This window comes from Pseudomonas marincola (genome assembly GCF_900682675.2).
GTDB lineage: Bacteria > Pseudomonadota > Gammaproteobacteria > Pseudomonadales > Pseudomonadaceae > Aquipseudomonas > Aquipseudomonas marincola.
In genome coordinates, this window is the sequence record NZ_LR215729.2 from 1,219,155 (window position 1) to 1,238,060 (window position 18,906).

Here is an 18,906-nt window from a genome sequence, read left to right on the forward strand (position 1 = left end):
CTGATAGCTCAGGGCTTACAAAGGCTTGAGCTGTATGCGGGGAAACTCGCACGTACAGTTCTTAGGGGAGGGGCAGCCAGTAATGGCCGCTTCTTACCCGACAGCCAGCCTCACCTAGCGTCACAAAAACCCCGCGCTGGTCGCGGGGTTTTTTATTGCCTGCGAAAAAGCGGCGGGCACACCAGCGCGTTGGTCAGAAGGTAGAACCATTTAACGCAATTTTTACTTTGTCTGTAGGAGTATTCCTGAAATAGTTTGAGCTTAGCTGGCTGAAATGGGTTCACAGCTATCCATTTGCTAGGCCAGCCTCGTACGAGGTGCTGCTCTCGCCGTTGACTGTCATACCACTCGTCGCTTAGTTGGATGAGTGGCAAAGTTTTGATCTACGGTGAATTCACAGCGTTTGGCAGCGCTATCAAGAGGTTACGGATATGAAGTTAGAAATTGCTAGAGGTGTGTTTTTGGTTGGCGCGCTAGCTGTCGCCTCCGCCGCCTTTGCGGCCTGGCAAGAGCCGCAAGCAGAAGTCCTGACCCAAAACACCCTGGGCTATTGCCCTGCGCCTCCGCACGTGCGTCAAGCCGCCTCTGCGGTGCCGGACAAAGACCTGTTGTTGTTCATGTTTGGCATGTCTCAGGCCATGCGCGGCGACAGCTAAGCAGCCCCGCAGCGCCACTGTTAAATACGTTGGGTGTGGCGCGCATCTTGGTTTGCCCCATGCGCGCCATGCTCTGATTGCCTGGAGCTGACGATTCAGTTCAGCGCTGCTTTCTCCTGACGGTTTAGGCGCAAACGTCCTGTCTGCGCCTCAAGAGTCTGAGCCGACCAGTGGTCCTGGTTCTGACACTCAGTTGATTTCCATTTGATGAGATTTTCACAGCGGCACCGGAATAATCAGGTGATTATTTTCTGGGAGTGCCTCAATGAGTCGTTCTATCAAGCTGCCGTTTTCCGACAAGTACGATGAGCAGCACAGTCAGCAATATTTAACCAAACACAAGCAGGGCCTGTGGAGGCGCATGTCGCACCAGCGCGACATCGCCATCGGCCGCAAGGCGCTGGAGCGTGCCGGCAATCCGCAGTCGGTGCTGGACTTGCCCTGTGGTGCTGGGCGCTTCTGGCCCATGCTGGCGGAGCAACCGGGGCGCAGGATAATCGCCGCCGACAACTCGTCAGACATGCTTGCAACGGCGCGCAAGGCGCAACCTGCCGATGTTGTTGCACGTGTTACAACAATGCAGACGTCAGTGTTCGCGATCGACCTGGCTGACAAGGCGGTAGACAGTGTGTTTTGCATGCGCCTGCTGCATCACATCGGCAGCGCCGAGCACCGCATGGCCATGCTTCACGAACTGCACCGGGTGTCGCGTGACAGTGTGATCGTGTCACTTTGGGTCGATGGCAACTTCAAGTCATGGCGGCGTAAGCGCCTGGAACGCAAACGTGACCAGGACCCGAGTTGGAAGGCTCAGCAAAACCGTTTTGTGTTGCCGGCAATCACTGCCGAGGCTGAGTTCAGGGCAGCAGGTTTTACCGTTCAGGATAAGCTGGATTTCTTGCCCGGGTACGCCATGTGGCGGGTTTATGTGTTGCGCAAGAAGTAAGCTGATCCGCGACAAACGCTGCGCTGCGGGGCAAGAGTGAATTACCCCGCAGCACAGTCAGCTCAGGCGCTCACCTCATCGGTGTGTGCATCCGGCGTGGCCAGATAGCTGTACACGCACGGCAGCACGAACAGTGTGAAGAGGGTGCCCACTGACATGCCGGTGGCGATGACCAGGCCGATATCAAAACGACTAACCGCACCAGCGCCGGTGGCCAAAAGCAGCGGCACCATGCCGAATACCATTGCGGCAGTGGTCATCAAAACGGGTCGCAAGCGTATCGCTGCGGCTTCCTCGATAGCCTGACGACGATTCAAGCCTTGCTCGCGGCGCAGTTGGTTGGCGAACTCGACAATCAGAATGCCGTGCTTGGTAATCAGACCAATCAGGGTCACGAGGCCGACCTGGGTATAAATATTCATACTCGAAAAGCCCAGGAACAGCGGGATCAGCGCGCCGCAGATCGACAGCGGTACGGTCACCATGATCACCAGCGGATCGCGGAAACTCTCAAACTGCGCAGCCAGTACCAGAAAGATCAGCGCCAGTGCCAAGGCGAATGTTGCGTACAGCGCGTTGCCTTCCTGAATGAACTGGCGCGATGAGCCGGCGTAGTCGAACGTATAGCCGGGCGGAGCTTCTTCCTCGGCGATCTGGCGCACCGTGTCGATGGCCTCGCCCATGCTCACAATCGGGAAGCCCTGAATAATCGCCGAGTTGAGCTGCTGGAACTGGTTGAGCTGGGTCGGCCGCGCCCGATCACTCACGGTCACCAGTGTCGACAAGGGCAGCATCTGGCCTCTGGCGTTCTTAACATAGTAATTATTCAGCCACACTTCGCTGTCACGGAACTCACGCTCCACCTGCGCGATCACCTTGTAGCTGCGGCCTTCGATGGTGAAACGGTTGATTTCACCTTCACCCAGCAGGCTGGACAGAGTAACGCCGATATCCTCCATGGAGACGCCCATTTGCGCGGCTTTCTCGCGGTCAATCTCGACCACGACTTCCGGCTTGTCGAACGCCAGATCCACATCGAGGAAGGCAAACTTGCCTGACTTTTCTGCGCGATCCTTGATGGTGTTGGTCAGCGCGAGGAGCGACTCATAGTCGTTCGGCGTATTGATCACGAATTGAAACGGCAAGCCAGATCCCGTGCCGGGCAAGGAGGGCAGGTTGAAGCCGAATACTTGCAGGCCAGGCACTTGATCAAGCTTGGCTTGCAGCTCCGGCAGAAGCTCCATCTGGCTGCGCGAGCGTTGATCCCAGGGCTTGAGCTGGAAGCCGCCGATACCGGATTGCACGCCGTTGAAACCGTTAATCTGGAACCATGAGTTGTACTCCGGGATGTCCTTGAAAATCGGCAGGAACTGATCGGTGTACTGGTTCAGATAATTGAGGTTGGTTGGCTGCGGGGCGTTGGAAAACATGAAGATGATGCTTTGGTCTTCCTCGGGCGCCAGCTCGGATTTAGTGAACTTGAGCAGCACCGGAATCAGGCACAGCACCAAAATGGCGAAGACCAAAACCACCGCCCGGGTTTCAAGTGTGCTGTGCAGCGCGCGTTGATAGCGGTTTTTCAAGGCGCCAAAAATGCTGTCGAGTTTGTTGGCGAGGCCAGACGGGTTCTCTTCATGGCGCAGCAGCTTGGAGCACATCATCGGCGACAAGGTGAGCGCGACGATACCCGAGATCACCACTGCACCCGCCAGCGTCAGGGCGAATTCCTTGAACAGTGCCCCGGTAAGGCCCTCAAGAAAACCGATTGGCGCGTACACCGCCGCCAGCGTGATGGTCATTGAAATGACCGGCACGGCAATTTCTCTGGCGCCTTCTATCGCCGCATCGTGCGGGCTTTTGCCCTCTTCGAGATGGCGGTGAATGTTTTCCACCACCACAATCGCATCGTCCACCACCAGCCCGATCGCCAGCACCATGGCCAGCAATGTCAGCAGGTTGATCGAGTAGCCCATCAGTTGCATGAAGAACAACACGCCGATCATCGACAGGGGAATGGTCACCACGGGAATCAATACCGAGCGCAGCGCGCCCAGGAACAGGAAGACCACGATCACCACAATGATCACGGCTTCGCCGAGGGTTTTCACCACCTCATCAATCGAGGCCTGAATGAACTGCGTGGCGTCATAGGCAATCGACACTTTGAGGTTCGACGGCAGCTCTTTGGCAAGCTCCGGCATGACCTTGCGAACTTCCTTGATCACATCCAGCGGGTTGGCGCTGGGCGTGCCTTTGATGCCGATATAAACCGATGGAATACCGTCAAACGAGCTGATCGAGTCATAGTTCTCTGCGCCCATTTCAACCCGCGCAACATCACGCAGCAGTACCCGCGAGTCGCCCTCGGTCTTGACCGGAATCGCGCCAAACGCAGCTTCCGATTTCAGGTCGGTTTCGGCATTGATACTGGTGACCACCAGCTCGCCCTTGACCTCGCCCGCCGCAGACAAATAGTTGTACTTGCGCACGGCATCGTTGATGTCTTTGGCGCTAACGCCGAATGCCGCCATTTTGCGCGGGTCCAGCCACAAACGCATGGCAAACACCTGATTTCCAAGAATCTCGGCTTCGGCCATGCCGGGTAGGGTGGCGAGTTTGGGCTGAATGACCCGCGACAGGTAATCGGTAATCTGCGGGTTGCTCAGCTCGTCACTGTAAAAGCTCACGTACATCAGCGCCGAAGAGTCGGCGGCTTCTTTCGACAGCACCGGATCTTCGGCAGCCGGTGGCAGTTGGTTCTTGACCTCGTTGGCCTTGGCCAACAGCTCGGTAAACAGGCGGTCGCTGTCCTCGCCGATGCGGGCATAAATTGAGATGATCGAGAAGTTCTGCCGGCTCACCGACGTCATGTAATCGATGCCCTCAGCGCTGGCCAGACTTTGCTGGAGCGGCTGAGTGATATAGCCCTGAATCGTTTCGGCGTTGGCCCCGGGATAAGCCGTAGTCACGGTAATCAGGGCGTTTTCGAGTTGTGGATATTCACGGATAGTGAGCTTACTGAACGCCTGAAAACCCAGCAGAATGATCAGCAGGCTGACAACAGTCGCCAGCACCGGGCGGCGTATGAATGGGTCGGTAAAAGCCATAGCTATTTCCCTTCGATCAGCATCGGCGTGCTGAAACGTAATGCGTAAAGCACCCGGAAATCCCTGGGTGCTTGGCTGCTTTTATTGTTTGGTGGCTTTGCTGGCAGGCTCGGTGACAATGCTCACATGGGCGCCGTTATCCAGCTTGAGCTGGCCGGTGGCGGCAACGCGCTCGCCCGGTTCAAGCCCGTCTAGGACAACCACTTGGCCGTCGCGGCGCTCGCCCGTCTCGACGATGCGGCGTTCGACCACGAGTTTGGCCTGGCCGTTGTCATCGTTAACAACTTGGCCATCGTCATCTTTCTGCTCGCTGATCACGTAGACCGAGTTGCCGTACAACGTATAAACCACCGCTGTCTCGGGCAGCAGAACCTGATCCGGTGACTCGGGCAGCAATACATCGAGGCTGGCAAACATGCCGGGGAAGAGTTTATTGCCGGGGTTTTTCAACTGCGCGCGCACCAACACGTTGCGGGTGGTGTCTTCGACTTTGGGGTTGATCGCGGCAATCTCACCGGTGAAGTGCTCATCCGGGTAGGCGGCCACCTTGAACTGTACGGTTTCACCTAGATGCAGCTTGGGCACCGATTGCTCAGGCAAGTAGAAGTCCAGGTACAGCTGAGAGGTGTCTTGCAGCGTGGCAATCAGGGTGCCGGATGCGAGGAAGTTACCCACATCAATCTGGCGGACGCCAATGGTGCCGTTGAATGGCGCCAGAATACGTTTTTTGTCGAGCAGGGCTTTGATCTGATCAACGCTGGCCTGCGAGGTTTGCAGTTGAGCCGCGAGGCGATCAAATTCACTTTTCGAGATGTTCTGCCGGCCGACCAGTGTCTTGCCGCGGTTGTACTCGACACGGGCCAGATTGAGGTTGGCCTGGGCGGTGGCCAGATTGGCCTGCTCAACTTCGTTGTTGAGTTGCACCAATGGCTGGTCCTTGTTGACGTGCTGGCCCGAGGTGAACAGAACATCGCGCACGATCCCGCTCACTTCAACCGTGAGGTCGACGCCTTGAAACGCCTTGAGCGTACCAATGGCGGCCAAACGCTGCTGCCAAGGGCGCTTTTCGGCTGTGGCAGCCGTGATGCTGATGGCAGGTTTGGGTTTGGAAAATTGCTGAATCTGCTGATAAATCGAGTAGCCCTTGTAACCACCCAGTGCAAGTACAACGATTAAAACGGCGCCCAACATCATGAGCATACGGCGAAGCAGCATGTTTCTCGTCCCTGGCAGGTCAGGCACAGCCTGAAAAAATTACCAAAGACGAACAGTAGTGCCGGTCGTCAGGCAAGTCAAAGCCTGGCTGAAGGAATTGGTTTCGTGTTGCGTCACACGCCCAATTAATGTGTAAGAGGCTGACTCTTTACGCATTTCGAAATCGCTGTTGTAGCGTTTTCGGCGCAGTTGTGCACAAAGGGCGCGCAGTTGCAGGCGCCCCTTGCTTTTCGGTCAGGCGCTGAGGCGTTGGGTGACTTCGCCTAAACCGGCAGACAACTGGTGCAGGTTGTGGCTGGCACTTTCAGTGCGCTGCACGGTTTTCTCATTGGCGCTGGCGATGGTGGTGATTTCAGTCAGGTTGCGCGATATATCTTCTGCGACGGCCGTTTGCTCTTCTGCCGCCGTGGCAATCTGGCGGTTCATGTCGCGGATGGCTTCAATCGCGGCGGTGATGTTCTGCAGCGCGCTGCCGGCCTCGATCACTTGCTCCAGACCACGGTCGCTGCGGCTACGGCCATTTTCAATGGCGCGCACGGCATTGCTTGCGCCGGTTTGTACGGTATCAATAATCTGATTGATCTCGGCAGTAGACTCGGCCGTGCGCTGCGCCAGCGTGCGCACTTCATCGGCGACCACGGCAAATCCGCGCCCGGCTTCGCCAGCGCGCGCGGCTTCAATTGCCGCGTTCAGGGCCAGCAGATTGGTTTGTTCGGCAATTCCACGGATCACTTCAAGCACCTTGCTGATGCGTCCACAGTCGTCTTCGAGCTGGCGGGTCACCTCGGCCGTGGTGGAGATTTCGCGGCTCATCAAGGTGATGGTTTCAATGGTTGCCTGCATCACTTCGCCGCCTTGCTGCGCTGAGCGATCTGCATCGTCGGCGGCATTTGCAGCCTCGCCTGCATGGCGGGCGACTTCCTGCGAGGTTGCCGACATTTCGTGCATGGCGGTGGCGACTTGATCAGTGCGCGAGAACTGGTCACGCGTGCCTTGCGACATCTGCGCGGCGATAGAACCGAGTTCACTGCTGGCGCTGTCGAGATTGCCGGTGCTGGATTTCAGTTGGCTGAACGTCTCGGCGAGGAAGTCACGCAGGGTATTGGCGGCCACCGCGAGCTTGCCCAGTTCGTCTTTGCGACTGGCATCGACGCGCTTGGCGAAATTGCCCCGGCTGAGCTGGGCGATGTACTCGACCAGTTGGCCGATCGGGTTGATCAGGCTGCGGTTGAGCAACCACAGGCAGGCCATGCCGATAACAACGCTGGCAATCAGCATGAAGGCGACGCCCAGCGTCAGGGTCTGATGGGCTTCATCGCTGATCAACTGCGAGCGTTTCTGGCTGGCTGTGCTGAGCTGTGCAACCAGTTGATCCATCTGCTCGCTGGCGGCGCGGTCGATGCCCTTTACGGCTGCATCACCCGCTTCCGGGTCGGCGCCGGCCTCACTGAACGCTTTAAAACCCTGACGATAGGCTTGGCCCATGTTCAGGTGTTCGCTGATGAGTTTGTCGGTTTGCGCGCGCAATGCCGGATCACCTTGCTCGCCAGCCCCCTGAGCCAGCTGCTTGAGGGTTTGCTGAACCTTGCTTTCCTGAGCCTGAAACTGCTGCCAGTACTTGTCGCGATCCGTTGGGTTCTTGCCGCGTAGCAATACGTTCTTCCATTCCTGCACCTGAATCTTGAACTCAACATTGGCCTCGTTCACCAGTCGCGATGAGAGGAGCGGGCCATCAATCAGGTCGCGGTAGGCCTGCATGCTGTTGGACATGAACGAGAAGCAGAACAGCGCGATCAGCAGAATCAGGATCAGGCTGGCGCCAAGCAACGACAGGATTTGTGCTCGCAGAGAATGCATCAGGGGCATGGTATGCGCCTCGGGTAGGAAATTAGGCAAAGTCTTCGGCGCGGGTCTAACTTCCGTGTTGTGCTGCAAGTGTAGCGAAGAGGTCGAGCCCAGTTGTCGGCCGGCAGGCCAGACTCTTTAATGCGCATGATCGTCAGTCAGCGGGCGCCGACTGACGGTCATGTTGAGAGGTGAGCGTCAGGCCAGACGCAGGTGGTTGTCCCAAAGCCCGGCGGGAAGTTGCAGAGGTTGTACGGCGATTTTTGGCTGACGGCAGTCGTACAGACGGCAACGGCTCTGACCGGAGCTGACCACAAAACCCTGTTCGACTGCGCCGACGCCGGCGCAATCCGGTAGCGCTGCATCAAGGCGCACAGCGCCCGTGTCGAGGTCCCAGATAAACACCCGATTGCCGCGCGGCGCGGTCATGGCCAGCAAGCGCAGCTCACTGTTGATCGCCACGCTGGCGGTGTATTGGTGCATGACCAGACGCTGTTCCTCGCCGAGCGGGAAGGGCTGGAAGGCTTCGCCCGGACGCTTGATCGCCACCAGTGGTGCCTTGTCGGTGATCTCGCCCATGTACTGCTGGCCGCTGACAATGGTGCCGTCGGCAGCAATAGCCAGGTGGCGGATGCTGTTCATGCGCTCTGGCAGCTGCTCTTTGCTGATCAGCGTGCCGTCGCGCTTGAGCAACACCAAGCTGGGTTCCATCGAGTCGAGGTTCATCTCGACGCGGCTTTCGGCCTCGGTGCGGATGCCGCCGTTGGCAACCACCAGCGTTTCGTTGTCTGGCAGCCAGAGCAATTGATGCGGGCCAACGCCGTGGGTGGACAATTCGTGGTCGCGGATCAACTGCTTGCCTTGCAACCGGTAAGCACTGATCACCCCGCGGCCCGGCTCTGAGGTGTCATTTTCGGTGGCGTACAGCCACTGGCCATCGGCATGGAAGGCGCCGTGGCCGTAGAAGTGACGCTGGGCGGGGGAGGTCAGGGTCTGCAGCAATTCACCGGTTCGGGTGTCGATCAGATAGCTCTCGGTGCTGGGGCGACGCCCGACAAACAAGGCCATTGGCAGCTGCGGGTGCGGCACTACATCGTGGCAGCGCTCATTCACCTGAGTGGCGAATACCTCGTTGCCGTCGAGTGTATAGCCGACAGCGTAATGTTTGCCGTCGGCGTTATTGCGCGCTGAAACCAGCAGCGGTTGCGGGCCGTTGTGAATCAGGGTCCAGCCACCCATTGCGGTCGCAGCGAGGGCCAAACCGCCCAGGCCGAGGAAAGCTCTGCGTTTCATTCAGTCTCCGTCGTTTGCGTTGAAGCCAAGTTGGATGCCAAGGGTTCGCGCCAGCTCGCCTTCGTGCAGGCGGTGCAAAATGTTCAGGGTTTCGTAGAAGTCGTTCAGCGACTTGCGGCCCTGTTCGTCCTTGAGCATTTCGCTCAGCGGTCGTTGCAGCGTTGCCAGTTGCGCACGGGTCTCGGCATAGGCCGCGTCGATCTTGTCTTTCAGCGCCTTATTGTCATCGCCAAGCAAGGCCTGGATGCCATCGTTGTTGGCGCCGTGCCAGATTTTCTCGGCACCGGCCAGCGTAGCCGAGACATTGCTCATGCTGGCATTACTGCGCCAGGCTTCGGCTTGATACGGCTGCGGGGTGCCCTTGGACTGACGGCCCATTGGCGTGCCGAGCTTTTTCTTCAGGCCGTCGATGGCCGTGACCTGAGTGCGTAACAGTTCGGCGATGGCTTCGGTCGGTTCGGCGTAACGCTCATTCGGGAAGGTCTTGAGCTGCGCCGAAATACCGTCCTCGGCTTGCCATTGCTCCAGCACGTGAGTCGACAAGGCCTGCTGATGATCGCCAATTGCGGTGAGCAGCGGGCAGTAACGTGCCTTCTGCGCCGGGTCGTTAAGGTCAATCGAGGTGTCATACAGAACGTATTCATACGCCGTGAGGCCTTGCACCACGACGCTGGATTTGTCGAGGATGGCCGGGGTGACTTGCGGCGTTTTGTTGAGCAGCGCCGTGACCTGGCGCGCGACCAGATTCTTTTTGTCTGGCCAGAACTGCACCTGCCACGACAAATTGCCTTCGCCCATCGGCCCTACCAACATCGGCTGCAAACCCGCCCAGGCACTCTGTGCGCCGAGGAAGGCCTGACGTGCTGTGGCCAAATCCTGTTGGTCGGCGCAGAACGCCACGCCGCTGCTGGCCAGTTGGCGATTGGTTTCAACCCAGCTGCTGTAGGCCGGGACCAACACGCCTTCCGTCAACGCTGCACTGGTGGTCTGTTGCGGGTCGGTTTGCGAGCAGGCACTGAGAGCCAACCCCGCAAGGGCAATGGTGAATGGTGAACGCATCATGCGCAGCTCCTCACAGCGAGTTCAGGAAGGCCAGTAGCGCATCGCGCTCACCGGCAGAAAAGGTCAGTACGTGTTGCTTGGCATCGGCCGCTTCGCCGTCATGCCAGAGTATGGCTTCGAGCAGGTTGCGCGCGCGGCCATCATGTAAAAACTGGGTGTGGCCGTTAACGGCTTCGGTCAGACCGATTCCCCAGAGTGGTGGCGTGCGCCATTCACTTCCAGAGGCGAGAAATTCCGGGCGGTTATCCGCCAGGCCCGGGCCCATGTCGTGCAGCAAAAGATCACTGTATGGGCGAATAGACTGATTTGCCAACTCCGCCTCTGCCGCGTCGCTGCGGGTGGTGAATGCGGGTGTATGGCAAGCCTGGCAACCGGCTTGAAAAAACAGGTTCTTGCCGGCCAGCACTTCAGCTGAGTCGACGTCGCGACGCGCCGGTACGGCGAGGTTGCGGCTGTAGAACAGAATACTGCCGAGCAGCTTGTCAGTGATCTCAGGCTCGCCACCATTAACCGCGTCTAGGCAGTCCTGCTGCGCCACGGTGCAGTCATCGCGGGGAAGCAGGCTGGTGGTCAGGCCCATGTCACCGGCAAAGGCGTGGGCATTTTGCTGATTGAGTGAGGGTTGACCGGCTTTCCAGCCGAATCGGCCAAGCACGGTTTTGCCCTGCACATCATCCCAAACCTGATTGGCGCGCCCGGAAATACCATCGCCGTTGGCGTCGTCCGGGTCGGCATTGGCGAGAATGTCGTCATCGGCAATCGCCTCCAGCAGGCCAAGGCCGATCATCGGCGGGGCAACACGTGCCGACATCATGGTGTCGGGATGCATCGGCCCGTAGCCGAGTTGGGTAATCTGCAACGAGGGCTTGCGTAACTCGACCGTGAAACCGTCTTCGAAGCTGACCTGTTCATGGCTGTAGCTCATTCGAACCTTGCCTTCAGGTGCGACTCCGGGATTGGCCATGTCTTGCAACTGGCCGCCGTAAGTTGGCTCGGGGACCACGCCCATGCGTTCGATGATTGCCGCCTGGTCCGCCGTGGGGCTGATCGACAGGCGAACCAGCATCGAGGTGGCGGTGACTGCTCCCGGGGCAGGCGGATGGCCGCGACCGTCCTTGATGTGGCAGTTCTGGCAGGCATTGGTGTTGAACAGCGGGCCAAGGCCGTCACGGGCAATGGTCGTGGCCGGGGCGATGACCCAGGGATTGCGGAAGAAACTGTTGCCCACGCTGAAGTCGAGACGGCGCAGCGGCGAGAGATTGGCCGAGGGCAGCGAGAACGCATTGTGGTCGGTTTTGAACACGGTGGCGCTGCCGCCAGAAAGGGATTCGCCGGGTTCAGCCTGGGTGAATTGTGGTGCTTGGTCACAGCCGCTCAGTCCCAGAGAAAGGCCGATGGCTAGCAGTGCAAACGATTGAGGCAGGGTGACCAACATTCAGCTGAACCGTGTTGAACAGGGCGTGCAATCTTAGCAGTTTGGCTGAATTTAAATAAGAGCGATTTGCGTTACCAAGACGATTAGGGGCGATTTGTCGCGCCGGCCGAACCAATTTCAGGCATAAAAAAGCCGGCGGGCTTTACGCGCGCCGGCTGTGGATAACACGGACCGATCAGAACTCGTGGTCAGCAGTATCCGGGTTCAGGTCGCTGATGCCGAGCTTGCCAGCGGCTTGCTCGATGGCGCCAGTCTGCTTGACCAGTGCAGCGATTGCGTCGCGTACGATCTGGTTACCTTCAGCATTGTCGGCTGCGATCATTTGGTCGTACTTCTCGCCCTTCTCGGCGGTGTCGACCATAACCTGCAACTTGGCTTCAGTGTTGGCCAGGTCATCTTTCAGGGTCTTGTCGGTTGCCGGATCAACTTTCTCCACCAGCGACGACAGGCTTGGGCCGGTCAGTGTGCTGCCGTCGACTTTCTTGTATTCGCCGAGGTAGATGTTGCGGATACCTTTGGCGTCATAGAAATGCGCGTTGTGGGTGTTGTCGCTGAAGCAATCCTGCTCGTCTTCAGTCGAGTTGGCTTCCAGTGAAACTTTCATGCGCTCACCGGCCAGTTCGCCCAGAGACAGGCTGCCCATGCCGAAGAACATTTTACGCATGCCGTTCTCAGCGCTGTCTTTCTCAAGGCTGGCGCGATAGTTGTCCGACTTGCCTGGCTGCCACTGGGCAACCATTTCGTCGAGGTCGCTGACCAGCAGATCGGCAGCGGCTTTGAGGTATTCGCGGCGGCGTTCGTTGTGCTCACCAGTGGCGCCTTCACCGACGATGAAGTCGGAAGCAGGACGCTCGCCAGCACCTGGATTGGTGCCGTTCAGGTCCTGGCCCCAGAGCAGGAATTCGATGGCGTGGTAGCCGGTCGCAACGTTGGCTTCCGAACCGCCCAGCTCATTCAGGCTGGCCAATGTTTCAGGCGTGATCTGAGCCACGTCGACTTTATCTTCACCGACCTGAATTTCAGTGTTGGCGATGATGTTGGCGGTTGCGCCCGGGTTACCCAGCGCGTGCTGGTAGTCTTTGGCTACGTAGTCGATCAGGCCTTCGTCGAGCGGCCAGGCATTCAGCTGGCCTTCCCAGTCGTCAACCACCGGGTTGCCGAAACGGAATACTTCGCTCTGCATGTACGGTGCGCGTGCAGTCACCCACGCCTCGCGTGCAGCTTTAAGGGTGGCATCGGTCGGCTCGGCGAGGAACGCGTCGATTGCAGCGTGCAGTTCTTTACCGGTGCTGGCGGCGTCACTGAAAACAGCGAGTGCGATGTCGGCGTAATGGTTGACCACTGCCTTGGCAGCAGCCTCATCAACCTTGCTGGTGGCTGCCGGAGTTGCCGGGGCGGCGCTTGGGGCTGGAGCCGGGGCAGCGGCCTGGGTCGCCGGTGCCTTGTCTTCGCCACAACCGGCGAGGGAAATGGCGATAGCTAGCAGGCTGGCAGAAGCCAGGGGCAGACGAATCATGACGACATCCTTTGTTGGTTGAAAGTGATGAACAAGCAGCAACTGCTTGCGAATTGCTAACATAATGCGAAAGATTTGCATTACCTGTAAAGCCTTGTTGCGATTAATTCGCATAAAACTCGTGAAGTATCACGCTATGCAAGCGTCTCGATGCCGCTAGAATGCCACTACTGCCTAATTGCAGAGGTTAAGGAGAAACCCGCATGAGTTTGTTTAGCGTCGCCGTGATTGTTGTATTGGTCTTGCTCGTGGCTTATGCCATTTCCCTCTACAACGCTTTAGTTCGGCTCAAGCATGGCGTCAGCAAAGCGTGGGCGAATATTGATGTGTTGCTAAAGCAGCGTCACGAAGAGCTGCCGAAGCTGGTAGAAACCTGCAAACAGTACATGGCGCACGAGCGCACCACGCTTGAGCAGGTGATCAATGCGCGTCAGGCGGTTTCCACTGCGCGGCAGCAAGGCGATGTCGGGGCGTTGGGCAAAGCCGAGAGTGGTTTGCGCGCCGGTCTCGGGCAATTGTTTGCGCTGGCCGAGAACTATCCCGAGCTGAAGGCCAACGAAAGCTTCAAACATTTGCAGCAGCGCATCAGCGGATTGGAAAACGGTATTGCGGATCGCCGCGAGCTGTATAACGAGTCGGTCAACCTCAACAATGTGCGCATCGAGCAGTTTCCGGATGTTCTTATCGCCCGGGCGATGGCGTTCAAACCGGCAGAGTTGCTGCAATTCACTGAGGCCGAGAAGGCCGACGTCAACCTCAAATCACTGTTCAGTTAGTCCATGGCAATTGAAGGTGCCTGGATCGGCATGGGCCTGAGTGTCGGGGCGGCAGTGGCGGGCGGCTGGTGGTTTATGCGGCGTTACGCGCAGGCGCGGCATTTGCTCGACACGCCCACCTCGAAAATTCGCTCGGCCGCACAAGGCTATGTCGAGTTCTACGGTGTTTTACAGGCCTGTGCAGGCGCTGAAGTTATCGCGCCATTAACCGGCAAGCCTTGCCAGTGGTGGCGCTTCAGGATCGAAGAGTATGTTGGCGATGACAACAAAAAGAGTTGGCGGCCGGTTGAAAGTGGCGTCAGCGACAGTTGGCTGCAGCTCAGTGATGGCACCGGTGAGTGCCTGATCAATCCGCAGGGCGCTGAAGTGAGGCCTGTTACCCGGGAAATCTGGAAGGGCAGTTTGCGTCATCCGCGTGGGCCGCAAAAGTCCGGACTCACGGCGTTCCTGAGCATGGGCAAGCGCTATCGCTACATTGAAGAGCGCCTGCACGTTGGCCAGCCGTTATACGCCATTGGTGATTTTCGCAGCAGTGGCGGTGGGCGTCAGGGGCTGGATTTGCAGCGCCGTCAGGCCGAGGTGATTCGTCACTGGAAGAGTGACTTCGGCGGCTTGCTCCAGCGTTTTGACTCCGACGGCAATGGCCAACTGGACGAGCAGGAATGGAATCGGGTGCGCCTTGCCGCGCAACTCGAAGCCGAAGACTTGCACCGCGCCGACAGCCTCAAGCCTGACCAGCATCACATGGCCAAGCCACTTGAGTCGCAGCCCTTCATATTGTCGTGTGCCGGTGAAGATGAGCTGGCCCGCCAGTTGTACTGGCAGGCAGCGGCGGGCGCGGCGGTGTGTATTGCCGGTGCGTTAGGCTTTGCCTGGATCCTGGGCAACTAGAGCATCAGCTTGGCTGACCCGCTTGGCGCCAGGGCTGTTGCGCTGCGCCTGACGCAGCAGTGGGGTTAGCTCACGCGCCGGCAAGGGGCGGCTGTAGAAGTAACCCTGACCTTCATTGCAACCTTCGGCAATGATGTAGCGCTCCTGCTCAACCGTCTCGACCCCTTCGGCAATCACCTGCATGCCAAGGCTCTTACCGAGCTGAATGATGGCGCGCACAATGGTCGCGTCGTCCTCGTCATCCAGTAAGTCCTGAACAAAGCTCTTGTCGATCTTGATCTTGTCCAGCGGCAAGCTCTTCAGGTAACTGAGCGAGGAATAGCCGGTGCCAAAGTCATCAATCGCAATCAGCGCGCCGGAGCGGCGCAGGCTGTGCAAGTGCATGGCTGCCGTGCTGATGTCTTCCATCAGGCCGGTTTCGGTGACTTCCAGTTCAAGGCTGCGCGGCGGCAGGCGGTAAACCTGCATCAGGTTGCTGATGACGCGAGGCAGTTCGGCATGGTGCAACTGCACGGTCGACAGATTGACGGCCATGCGCAGGTTATTGAAACCCATGTCGTGCCACGCGCGCAGTTGGCGGCAGCTCTGGTCGAGCACCCACTCACCAATGGCGGTGATCTGGCCGTTACTTTCGGCCAACGGAATGAATTGATCCGGTGGAATCAGCCCGTGCTCCGGGTGAGACCAGCGCAGCAGCGCCTCAACCCCGACGATCTGGTTGTGCTTGTATTCAATCTGCGGTTGGAACACCAGATAGAACTGATTGAGCGAGAGGGCTTCGCGCAAATCCTTTTCGAGCCCGCGACGGCGACGAATCTCGCTGTCGACACTGGCAATGTAGAACTGGAAGCGGTTACGCGAACGCGACTTGGCCAGCGTCATGGTCTGCTCGGCTTTTTGCAGCAACTGCTCGGTGTTATCGCCATCTTCCGGGAACAGGGTGATGCCGATGGTGGCGCGCAGCAGCACGTCCTGGCCATCGACCTGAAACGGCGACTCCAGGCTGTCGAGAATACTTTGTGCCAGATCGGCCGCCTCATAAGGTTGCCCGATGCCGGCCTGCACCAGTGCAAACTGATCGCCGCCCAAGCGCGCCAGCGTGCCAAGGCGGCTGCTGTGGGTGCGCAAGCGATCAGCCAGAGCCATCAGCAGAGCGTCGCCGGCCTGATAACTGAACTGCTCGTTGATACCCTTGAAGTCATCCAGACCCACGCACAGCACAGCGACCCGACGCTGCGCCGGGCCTGCAGATTGAAGTATCTGATCAAGCTGGTTTTGCAATTGTTGGCGGTTAGCCAAGCCGGTGAGAAAGTCATACTGCGCCATGCGTTGCAGGCTGCTCTCGGCTTCGTCGCGTAGCCGGCTGTTGCGCTCAATCGAGGCGAGCAGTTGGTTGGCGGTATTAATCCACAGGCCGAGTTCATTGCGCTCGTGGCCTTTGAGCATCGGCAGCTTGTGCTCGCTCGGACGGTCCGGATTGATATTGCTCAGGTTCTCGATGATTTTTGCCAGCGGCTTGGTGAGCAGCCAGTGGTAAACCAGATACAGCACCAACGCCATCGCTAGCGCGCGCAGCACCCCGGAGATAAAGATCACGCCGGAGTTGGTGATGAAGTTGGCGCCATACACCGCCGTGTCCAGCGTGATGCGCAGGTCGCCGTAGTATTCGTTATACGGGCTGCGACCCACCAACTGAGTGTTGTAGGTTTGCTCTTTGCCGAGAATCGGGTCGGTTAACCAGCGCGTTGGCAGGTCGAGCAACGGCCTGGTTTTTTCGGCCAGCATCGGCTCATTCGGGTGGCCGATCGCCGCGTAATGCACGGATTCATGTTTGAACAGCCCCTCGACTACCTGCATGCCCATTTCGCGGTCGAGGCTATACACCGCTTGCGTGGAAGGGTCGCGAAACATGTCGAGAATTCGATGGGCGTCATTGGTCACCATCTGACGCGTTTTATAGGCGTCAAAGACAATTTGCGCACAACTCAGAACGACACCCACGATAAGCGCAGAGAACAAAACCATTCCGAGCAGTTTGAGTGACAAGCTGTTTTTGCGATCCTGCTTCAAATAGCAATCCTTGTTTCAGAGCGTTGCGATTCGGCTCTTTGCAGTATTGGCAAACTGCCCGGTGTCGTCAAAGGTCCTGGCTATAAATGTTCGGCTTAAAACGCCAGACGTTTACCCGATGGTGCAGGGTGCAAAAATTGAATAATCCCCGTCTGCGTATCGGTTCATAGTGCCTGAGACTTGAATATAAATTTCAAACAACTGTAGGGCAGCCATGACGTCGGCAATTTTCTCCGGGCATAAAAAAGCCCGGCCTGAGCCGGGCTTCTCTGGGCTGAAACTTAGGCGGCGAAGTTTTTCGCTACGAAGTCCCAGTTAACCAGGTTCCAGAACGCTTCAACATACTTAGGACGCGCGTTGCGGTAGTCGATGTAGTAGGCGTGTTCCCACACGTCGCAAGTCAGCAGCGGGGTGTCGCCGCTGGTCAGCGGGCAGCCTGCGCCGATGGTGCTGGCCAGTGCGAGGGAGCCGTCAGCCTTCTTCACCAACCAACCCCAGCCAGAGCCGAAGGTGCCGATGGAAGTCTTGCTGAACTCTTCCTTGAACTTGTCGAACGAGCCGAAAGCCGCGTTGATCGCGTCAGCCAGTGCGCCAGTTGGAGCGCCGCCGCCGTTAGGGCTCAGGCAGTTCCAGTAGAAGGTGTGGTTCCAGATTTGTGCGGCGTTGTTGAAAACACCACCAGAAGAAGTCTTGATGATTTCTTCGAGCGACTTACCTTCAAACTCGGTACCTGGAACCATGTTGTTCAGGTTGACCACATAAGTGTTGTGGTGCTTACCGTGGTGAAAATCCAGAGTTTCCGCAGAAATGTGCGGCTCAAGAGCGTTTTTTTCGTACGGCAGGGCCGGTAATTCGAAAGCCATGATTATCTCCTAGTCAGGTCTGGGGCGATGTTCGCAAGGCCGATCACGGGCGGCCAAACAAAGCGGCGGGCGTTTTGGCGTCCCTGTGCCGCGAATCTTCGATCATAGCATCGGACAGGGCGCATAACCACGCGACAACTGTGTGGGATAACAGTTGCATGCCCGCCAATAGCGTGCGTTTTCGCCTTATACCGGATTGAGCAGCAGTTGCAGAGCGACGGTGAGCATCATGGCGGCCACAGCCAGATCGATCAGGCGCCATGTAGTCGGGCGCGCAAGCCACGGTGCAAGCCAGGCCGCGCCAAACGCCAGGCTCATGAACCACATCATCGAGGCGCTGGCGGCGCCCAGCGCATAGGCCCCCGGCATTGGTTGCTGGGCACCCAGCGAGCCGATCAGCAATACCGTGTCTATGTACACATGCGGGTTGAGCAAGGTCACTGCCAGCGCCGCCAGAAGGACGGCCTTCAATGGCCGCGGAGTGCCTTGGCCATTTTCATCCAGCGCTTGCGGGCGCCATGCGCGCAGCAGTGCCTGGCTTGCGTACCAGATTAAAAATGCCGCGCCGCCCCAGCGCGCGATGGCCATTAACGTCGGGCTTTGGCTGAGTAACGTGGCGAGCCCGAATACGCCGGCAGTCACCAGAATGGCATCACAGGCAATGCACAGCATCGCCACGGGCAAATGATGCTCGCGGCGCAGGCTCTGGGCCAGGACAAATGCGTTTTGCGCCCCGATCGCCATGATCAGGCCGATGGCAACCAATATGCCGTTGCTATAGCTCTGCCACATGATTACTGCCCCTCGCTGAGTTGCTGCAACACCTGCTGTGCCCGCGCACCCTGCGCGTGATCGACAAACAGGTGGTCATGATAAAAACCGGCAATCACGTTGCAGCTGATTCCCGCATCCGCCAGCGCTTTGGCCACGGCGGCGGTGAGCCCAACAGCGGCCAACGCCGAATGCACTTCAAGGGTCAGCCAGGCGGCCACATAGTCGAAGTTCAAGCCCAGTTCTTGCGCCTGTTCACGTTCAACAATCACGGTAAGGCCTTCGCTTTCACGAAAGCTGCCCAGCGGCTCGACAGCACCCAGTTGCGCGCGGCTGGCAATGCTGCAAAACACATATTCACCGGTATTGAGCAGTGGCTTCATGTGCTTTAACAGTTCGCTCAAGTCGGTGATTGCGGGCATTGCGCTAACTCCATTAGTCAGTTTCAGGGGCTTGGTTT

General features: G+C 58.2%; 15 protein-coding genes and 1 pseudogene. 4 read left to right on the top strand and 12 right to left on the bottom strand.

From position 1 onward, the window contains the following. Positions 1-431 precede the first annotated feature (431 nt). Positions 432-656 (top strand): hypothetical protein, encoded by a 225-nt coding sequence (locus PMYSY11_RS05590; RefSeq protein WP_069897835.1) that lies wholly within the window; start codon positions 432-434, stop codon positions 654-656. 265 nt (positions 657-921) lie between these two features. After that, positions 922-1,602 carry a class I SAM-dependent methyltransferase gene (locus tag PMYSY11_RS05595; protein WP_150548542.1) on the top strand — a complete coding sequence of 227 codons (681 nt, stop codon included), beginning with the start codon at positions 922-924 and terminating at the stop codon, positions 1,600-1,602. Between the two features lie 62 nt (positions 1,603-1,664). Here the strand turns inward: PMYSY11_RS05595 and PMYSY11_RS05600 are convergent, their stop codons facing one another. From PMYSY11_RS05600 to PMYSY11_RS05630, 8 genes and pseudogenes are all read right to left on the bottom strand, one after another. Continuing rightward, positions 1,665-4,709: a multidrug efflux RND transporter permease subunit gene (locus tag PMYSY11_RS05600; RefSeq protein WP_150548543.1), complete on the bottom strand. Its 3,045-nt coding sequence runs from the start codon at positions 4,707-4,709 to the stop codon at positions 1,665-1,667. 81 nt (positions 4,710-4,790) lie between these two features. Further along, on the bottom strand, positions 4,791-5,924 hold the full coding sequence (locus tag PMYSY11_RS05605) for an efflux RND transporter periplasmic adaptor subunit (protein WP_150548544.1): 1,134 nt from the start codon (positions 5,922-5,924) through the stop codon (positions 4,791-4,793). Between the two features lie 234 nt (positions 5,925-6,158). Beyond that, positions 6,159-6,926, bottom strand: a complete 768-nt coding sequence (locus PMYSY11_RS22070) for a methyl-accepting chemotaxis protein (RefSeq protein WP_371850754.1) — start codon at positions 6,924-6,926, stop codon at positions 6,159-6,161. A 117-nt stretch (positions 6,927-7,043) separates the two neighbouring features. Continuing rightward, positions 7,044-7,790, bottom strand: a pseudogene (locus PMYSY11_RS22075) (HAMP domain-containing protein); the annotation flags it as partial. A gap of 177 nt (positions 7,791-7,967) precedes the next feature. Beyond that, a complete protein-coding gene (locus tag PMYSY11_RS05615) occupies positions 7,968-9,062 on the bottom strand; it encodes a DUF1513 domain-containing protein (RefSeq protein WP_150548546.1) in 1,095 nt (364 codons plus the stop codon). Next, on the bottom strand, positions 9,063-10,124 hold the full coding sequence (locus tag PMYSY11_RS05620; RefSeq protein WP_150548547.1) for an imelysin family protein: 1,062 nt from the start codon (positions 10,122-10,124) through the stop codon (positions 9,063-9,065). A gap of 10 nt (positions 10,125-10,134) precedes the next feature. Next, positions 10,135-11,559: a di-heme oxidoreductase family protein gene (locus PMYSY11_RS05625; protein WP_150548548.1), complete on the bottom strand. Its 1,425-nt coding sequence runs from the start codon at positions 11,557-11,559 to the stop codon at positions 10,135-10,137. A gap of 175 nt (positions 11,560-11,734) precedes the next feature. Next, positions 11,735-13,075: an imelysin family protein gene (locus tag PMYSY11_RS05630; protein ID WP_150548549.1), complete on the bottom strand. Its 1,341-nt coding sequence runs from the start codon at positions 13,073-13,075 to the stop codon at positions 11,735-11,737. 203 nt (positions 13,076-13,278) lie between these two features. On the opposite strand from PMYSY11_RS05630, the gene PMYSY11_RS05635 reads away from it, so the two are divergent. Continuing rightward, on the top strand, positions 13,279-13,851 hold the full coding sequence (locus tag PMYSY11_RS05635) for a LemA family protein (RefSeq protein WP_090512992.1): 573 nt from the start codon (positions 13,279-13,281) through the stop codon (positions 13,849-13,851). Between the two features lie 3 nt (positions 13,852-13,854). Then, the gene (locus tag PMYSY11_RS05640; protein ID WP_150548550.1) at positions 13,855-14,742 is read left to right on the top strand and encodes a GIDE domain-containing protein; all 888 of its coding nucleotides are present in this window, start codon (positions 13,855-13,857) and stop codon (positions 14,740-14,742) included. On the opposite strand, the gene PMYSY11_RS05645 is transcribed toward PMYSY11_RS05640, so the two are convergent. From PMYSY11_RS05645 to PMYSY11_RS05660, 4 genes are all read right to left on the bottom strand, one after another. Next, a complete protein-coding gene (locus PMYSY11_RS05645; RefSeq protein ID WP_420830077.1) occupies positions 14,713-16,767 on the bottom strand; it encodes a putative bifunctional diguanylate cyclase/phosphodiesterase in 2,055 nt (684 codons plus the stop codon). The genes PMYSY11_RS05640 and PMYSY11_RS05645 overlap by 30 nt on opposite strands. A 326-nt stretch (positions 16,768-17,093) precedes the next feature. Beyond that, on the bottom strand, positions 17,094-17,675 hold the full coding sequence (gene sodB, locus PMYSY11_RS05650) for a superoxide dismutase [Fe] (protein ID WP_069897824.1): 582 nt from the start codon (positions 17,673-17,675) through the stop codon (positions 17,094-17,096). Between the two features lie 186 nt (positions 17,676-17,861). Then, positions 17,862-18,467, bottom strand: coding sequence for a LysE/ArgO family amino acid transporter (locus PMYSY11_RS05655; protein WP_069897823.1), 606 nt, complete (start codon positions 18,465-18,467; stop codon positions 17,862-17,864). 2 nt (positions 18,468-18,469) lie between these two features. Beyond that, entirely contained in the window at positions 18,470-18,868 is a 399-nt protein-coding gene (locus tag PMYSY11_RS05660) for an ACT domain-containing protein (RefSeq protein WP_150548552.1), read from the bottom strand. Positions 18,869-18,906: the final 38 nt, after the last annotated feature.

Coding starts and splice junctions, on each gene's coding strand:
- sodB (WP_069897824.1), bottom strand. CDS start 17,675: ATGGCTTTCGAATTACCGGCCCTGCCGTACGAAAAAAACGCTCTTGAG.
- PMYSY11_RS05635 (WP_090512992.1), top strand. CDS start 13,279: ATGAGTTTGTTTAGCGTCGCCGTGATTGTTGTATTGGTCTTGCTCGTG.
- PMYSY11_RS05605 (WP_150548544.1), bottom strand. CDS start 5,924: ATGCTGCTTCGCCGTATGCTCATGATGTTGGGCGCCGTTTTAATCGTT.
- PMYSY11_RS22070 (WP_371850754.1), bottom strand. CDS start 6,926: ATGTCGCAAGGCACGCGTGACCAGTTCTCGCGCACTGATCAAGTCGCC.
- PMYSY11_RS05590 (WP_069897835.1), top strand. CDS start 432: ATGAAGTTAGAAATTGCTAGAGGTGTGTTTTTGGTTGGCGCGCTAGCT.
- PMYSY11_RS05615 (WP_150548546.1), bottom strand. CDS start 9,062: ATGAAACGCAGAGCTTTCCTCGGCCTGGGCGGTTTGGCCCTCGCTGCG.
- PMYSY11_RS05630 (WP_150548549.1), bottom strand. CDS start 13,075: ATGATTCGTCTGCCCCTGGCTTCTGCCAGCCTGCTAGCTATCGCCATT.
- PMYSY11_RS05600 (WP_150548543.1), bottom strand. CDS start 4,709: ATGGCTTTTACCGACCCATTCATACGCCGCCCGGTGCTGGCGACTGTT.
- PMYSY11_RS05595 (WP_150548542.1), top strand. CDS start 922: ATGAGTCGTTCTATCAAGCTGCCGTTTTCCGACAAGTACGATGAGCAG.
- PMYSY11_RS05645 (WP_420830077.1), bottom strand. CDS start 16,767: ATGGTTTTGTTCTCTGCGCTTATCGTGGGTGTCGTTCTGAGTTGTGCG.
- PMYSY11_RS05660 (WP_150548552.1), bottom strand. CDS start 18,868: ATGCCCGCAATCACCGACTTGAGCGAACTGTTAAAGCACATGAAGCCA.
- PMYSY11_RS05640 (WP_150548550.1), top strand. CDS start 13,855: ATGGCAATTGAAGGTGCCTGGATCGGCATGGGCCTGAGTGTCGGGGCG.
- PMYSY11_RS05625 (WP_150548548.1), bottom strand. CDS start 11,559: ATGTTGGTCACCCTGCCTCAATCGTTTGCACTGCTAGCCATCGGCCTT.
- PMYSY11_RS05655 (WP_069897823.1), bottom strand. CDS start 18,467: ATGTGGCAGAGCTATAGCAACGGCATATTGGTTGCCATCGGCCTGATC.
- PMYSY11_RS05620 (WP_150548547.1), bottom strand. CDS start 10,124: ATGATGCGTTCACCATTCACCATTGCCCTTGCGGGGTTGGCTCTCAGT.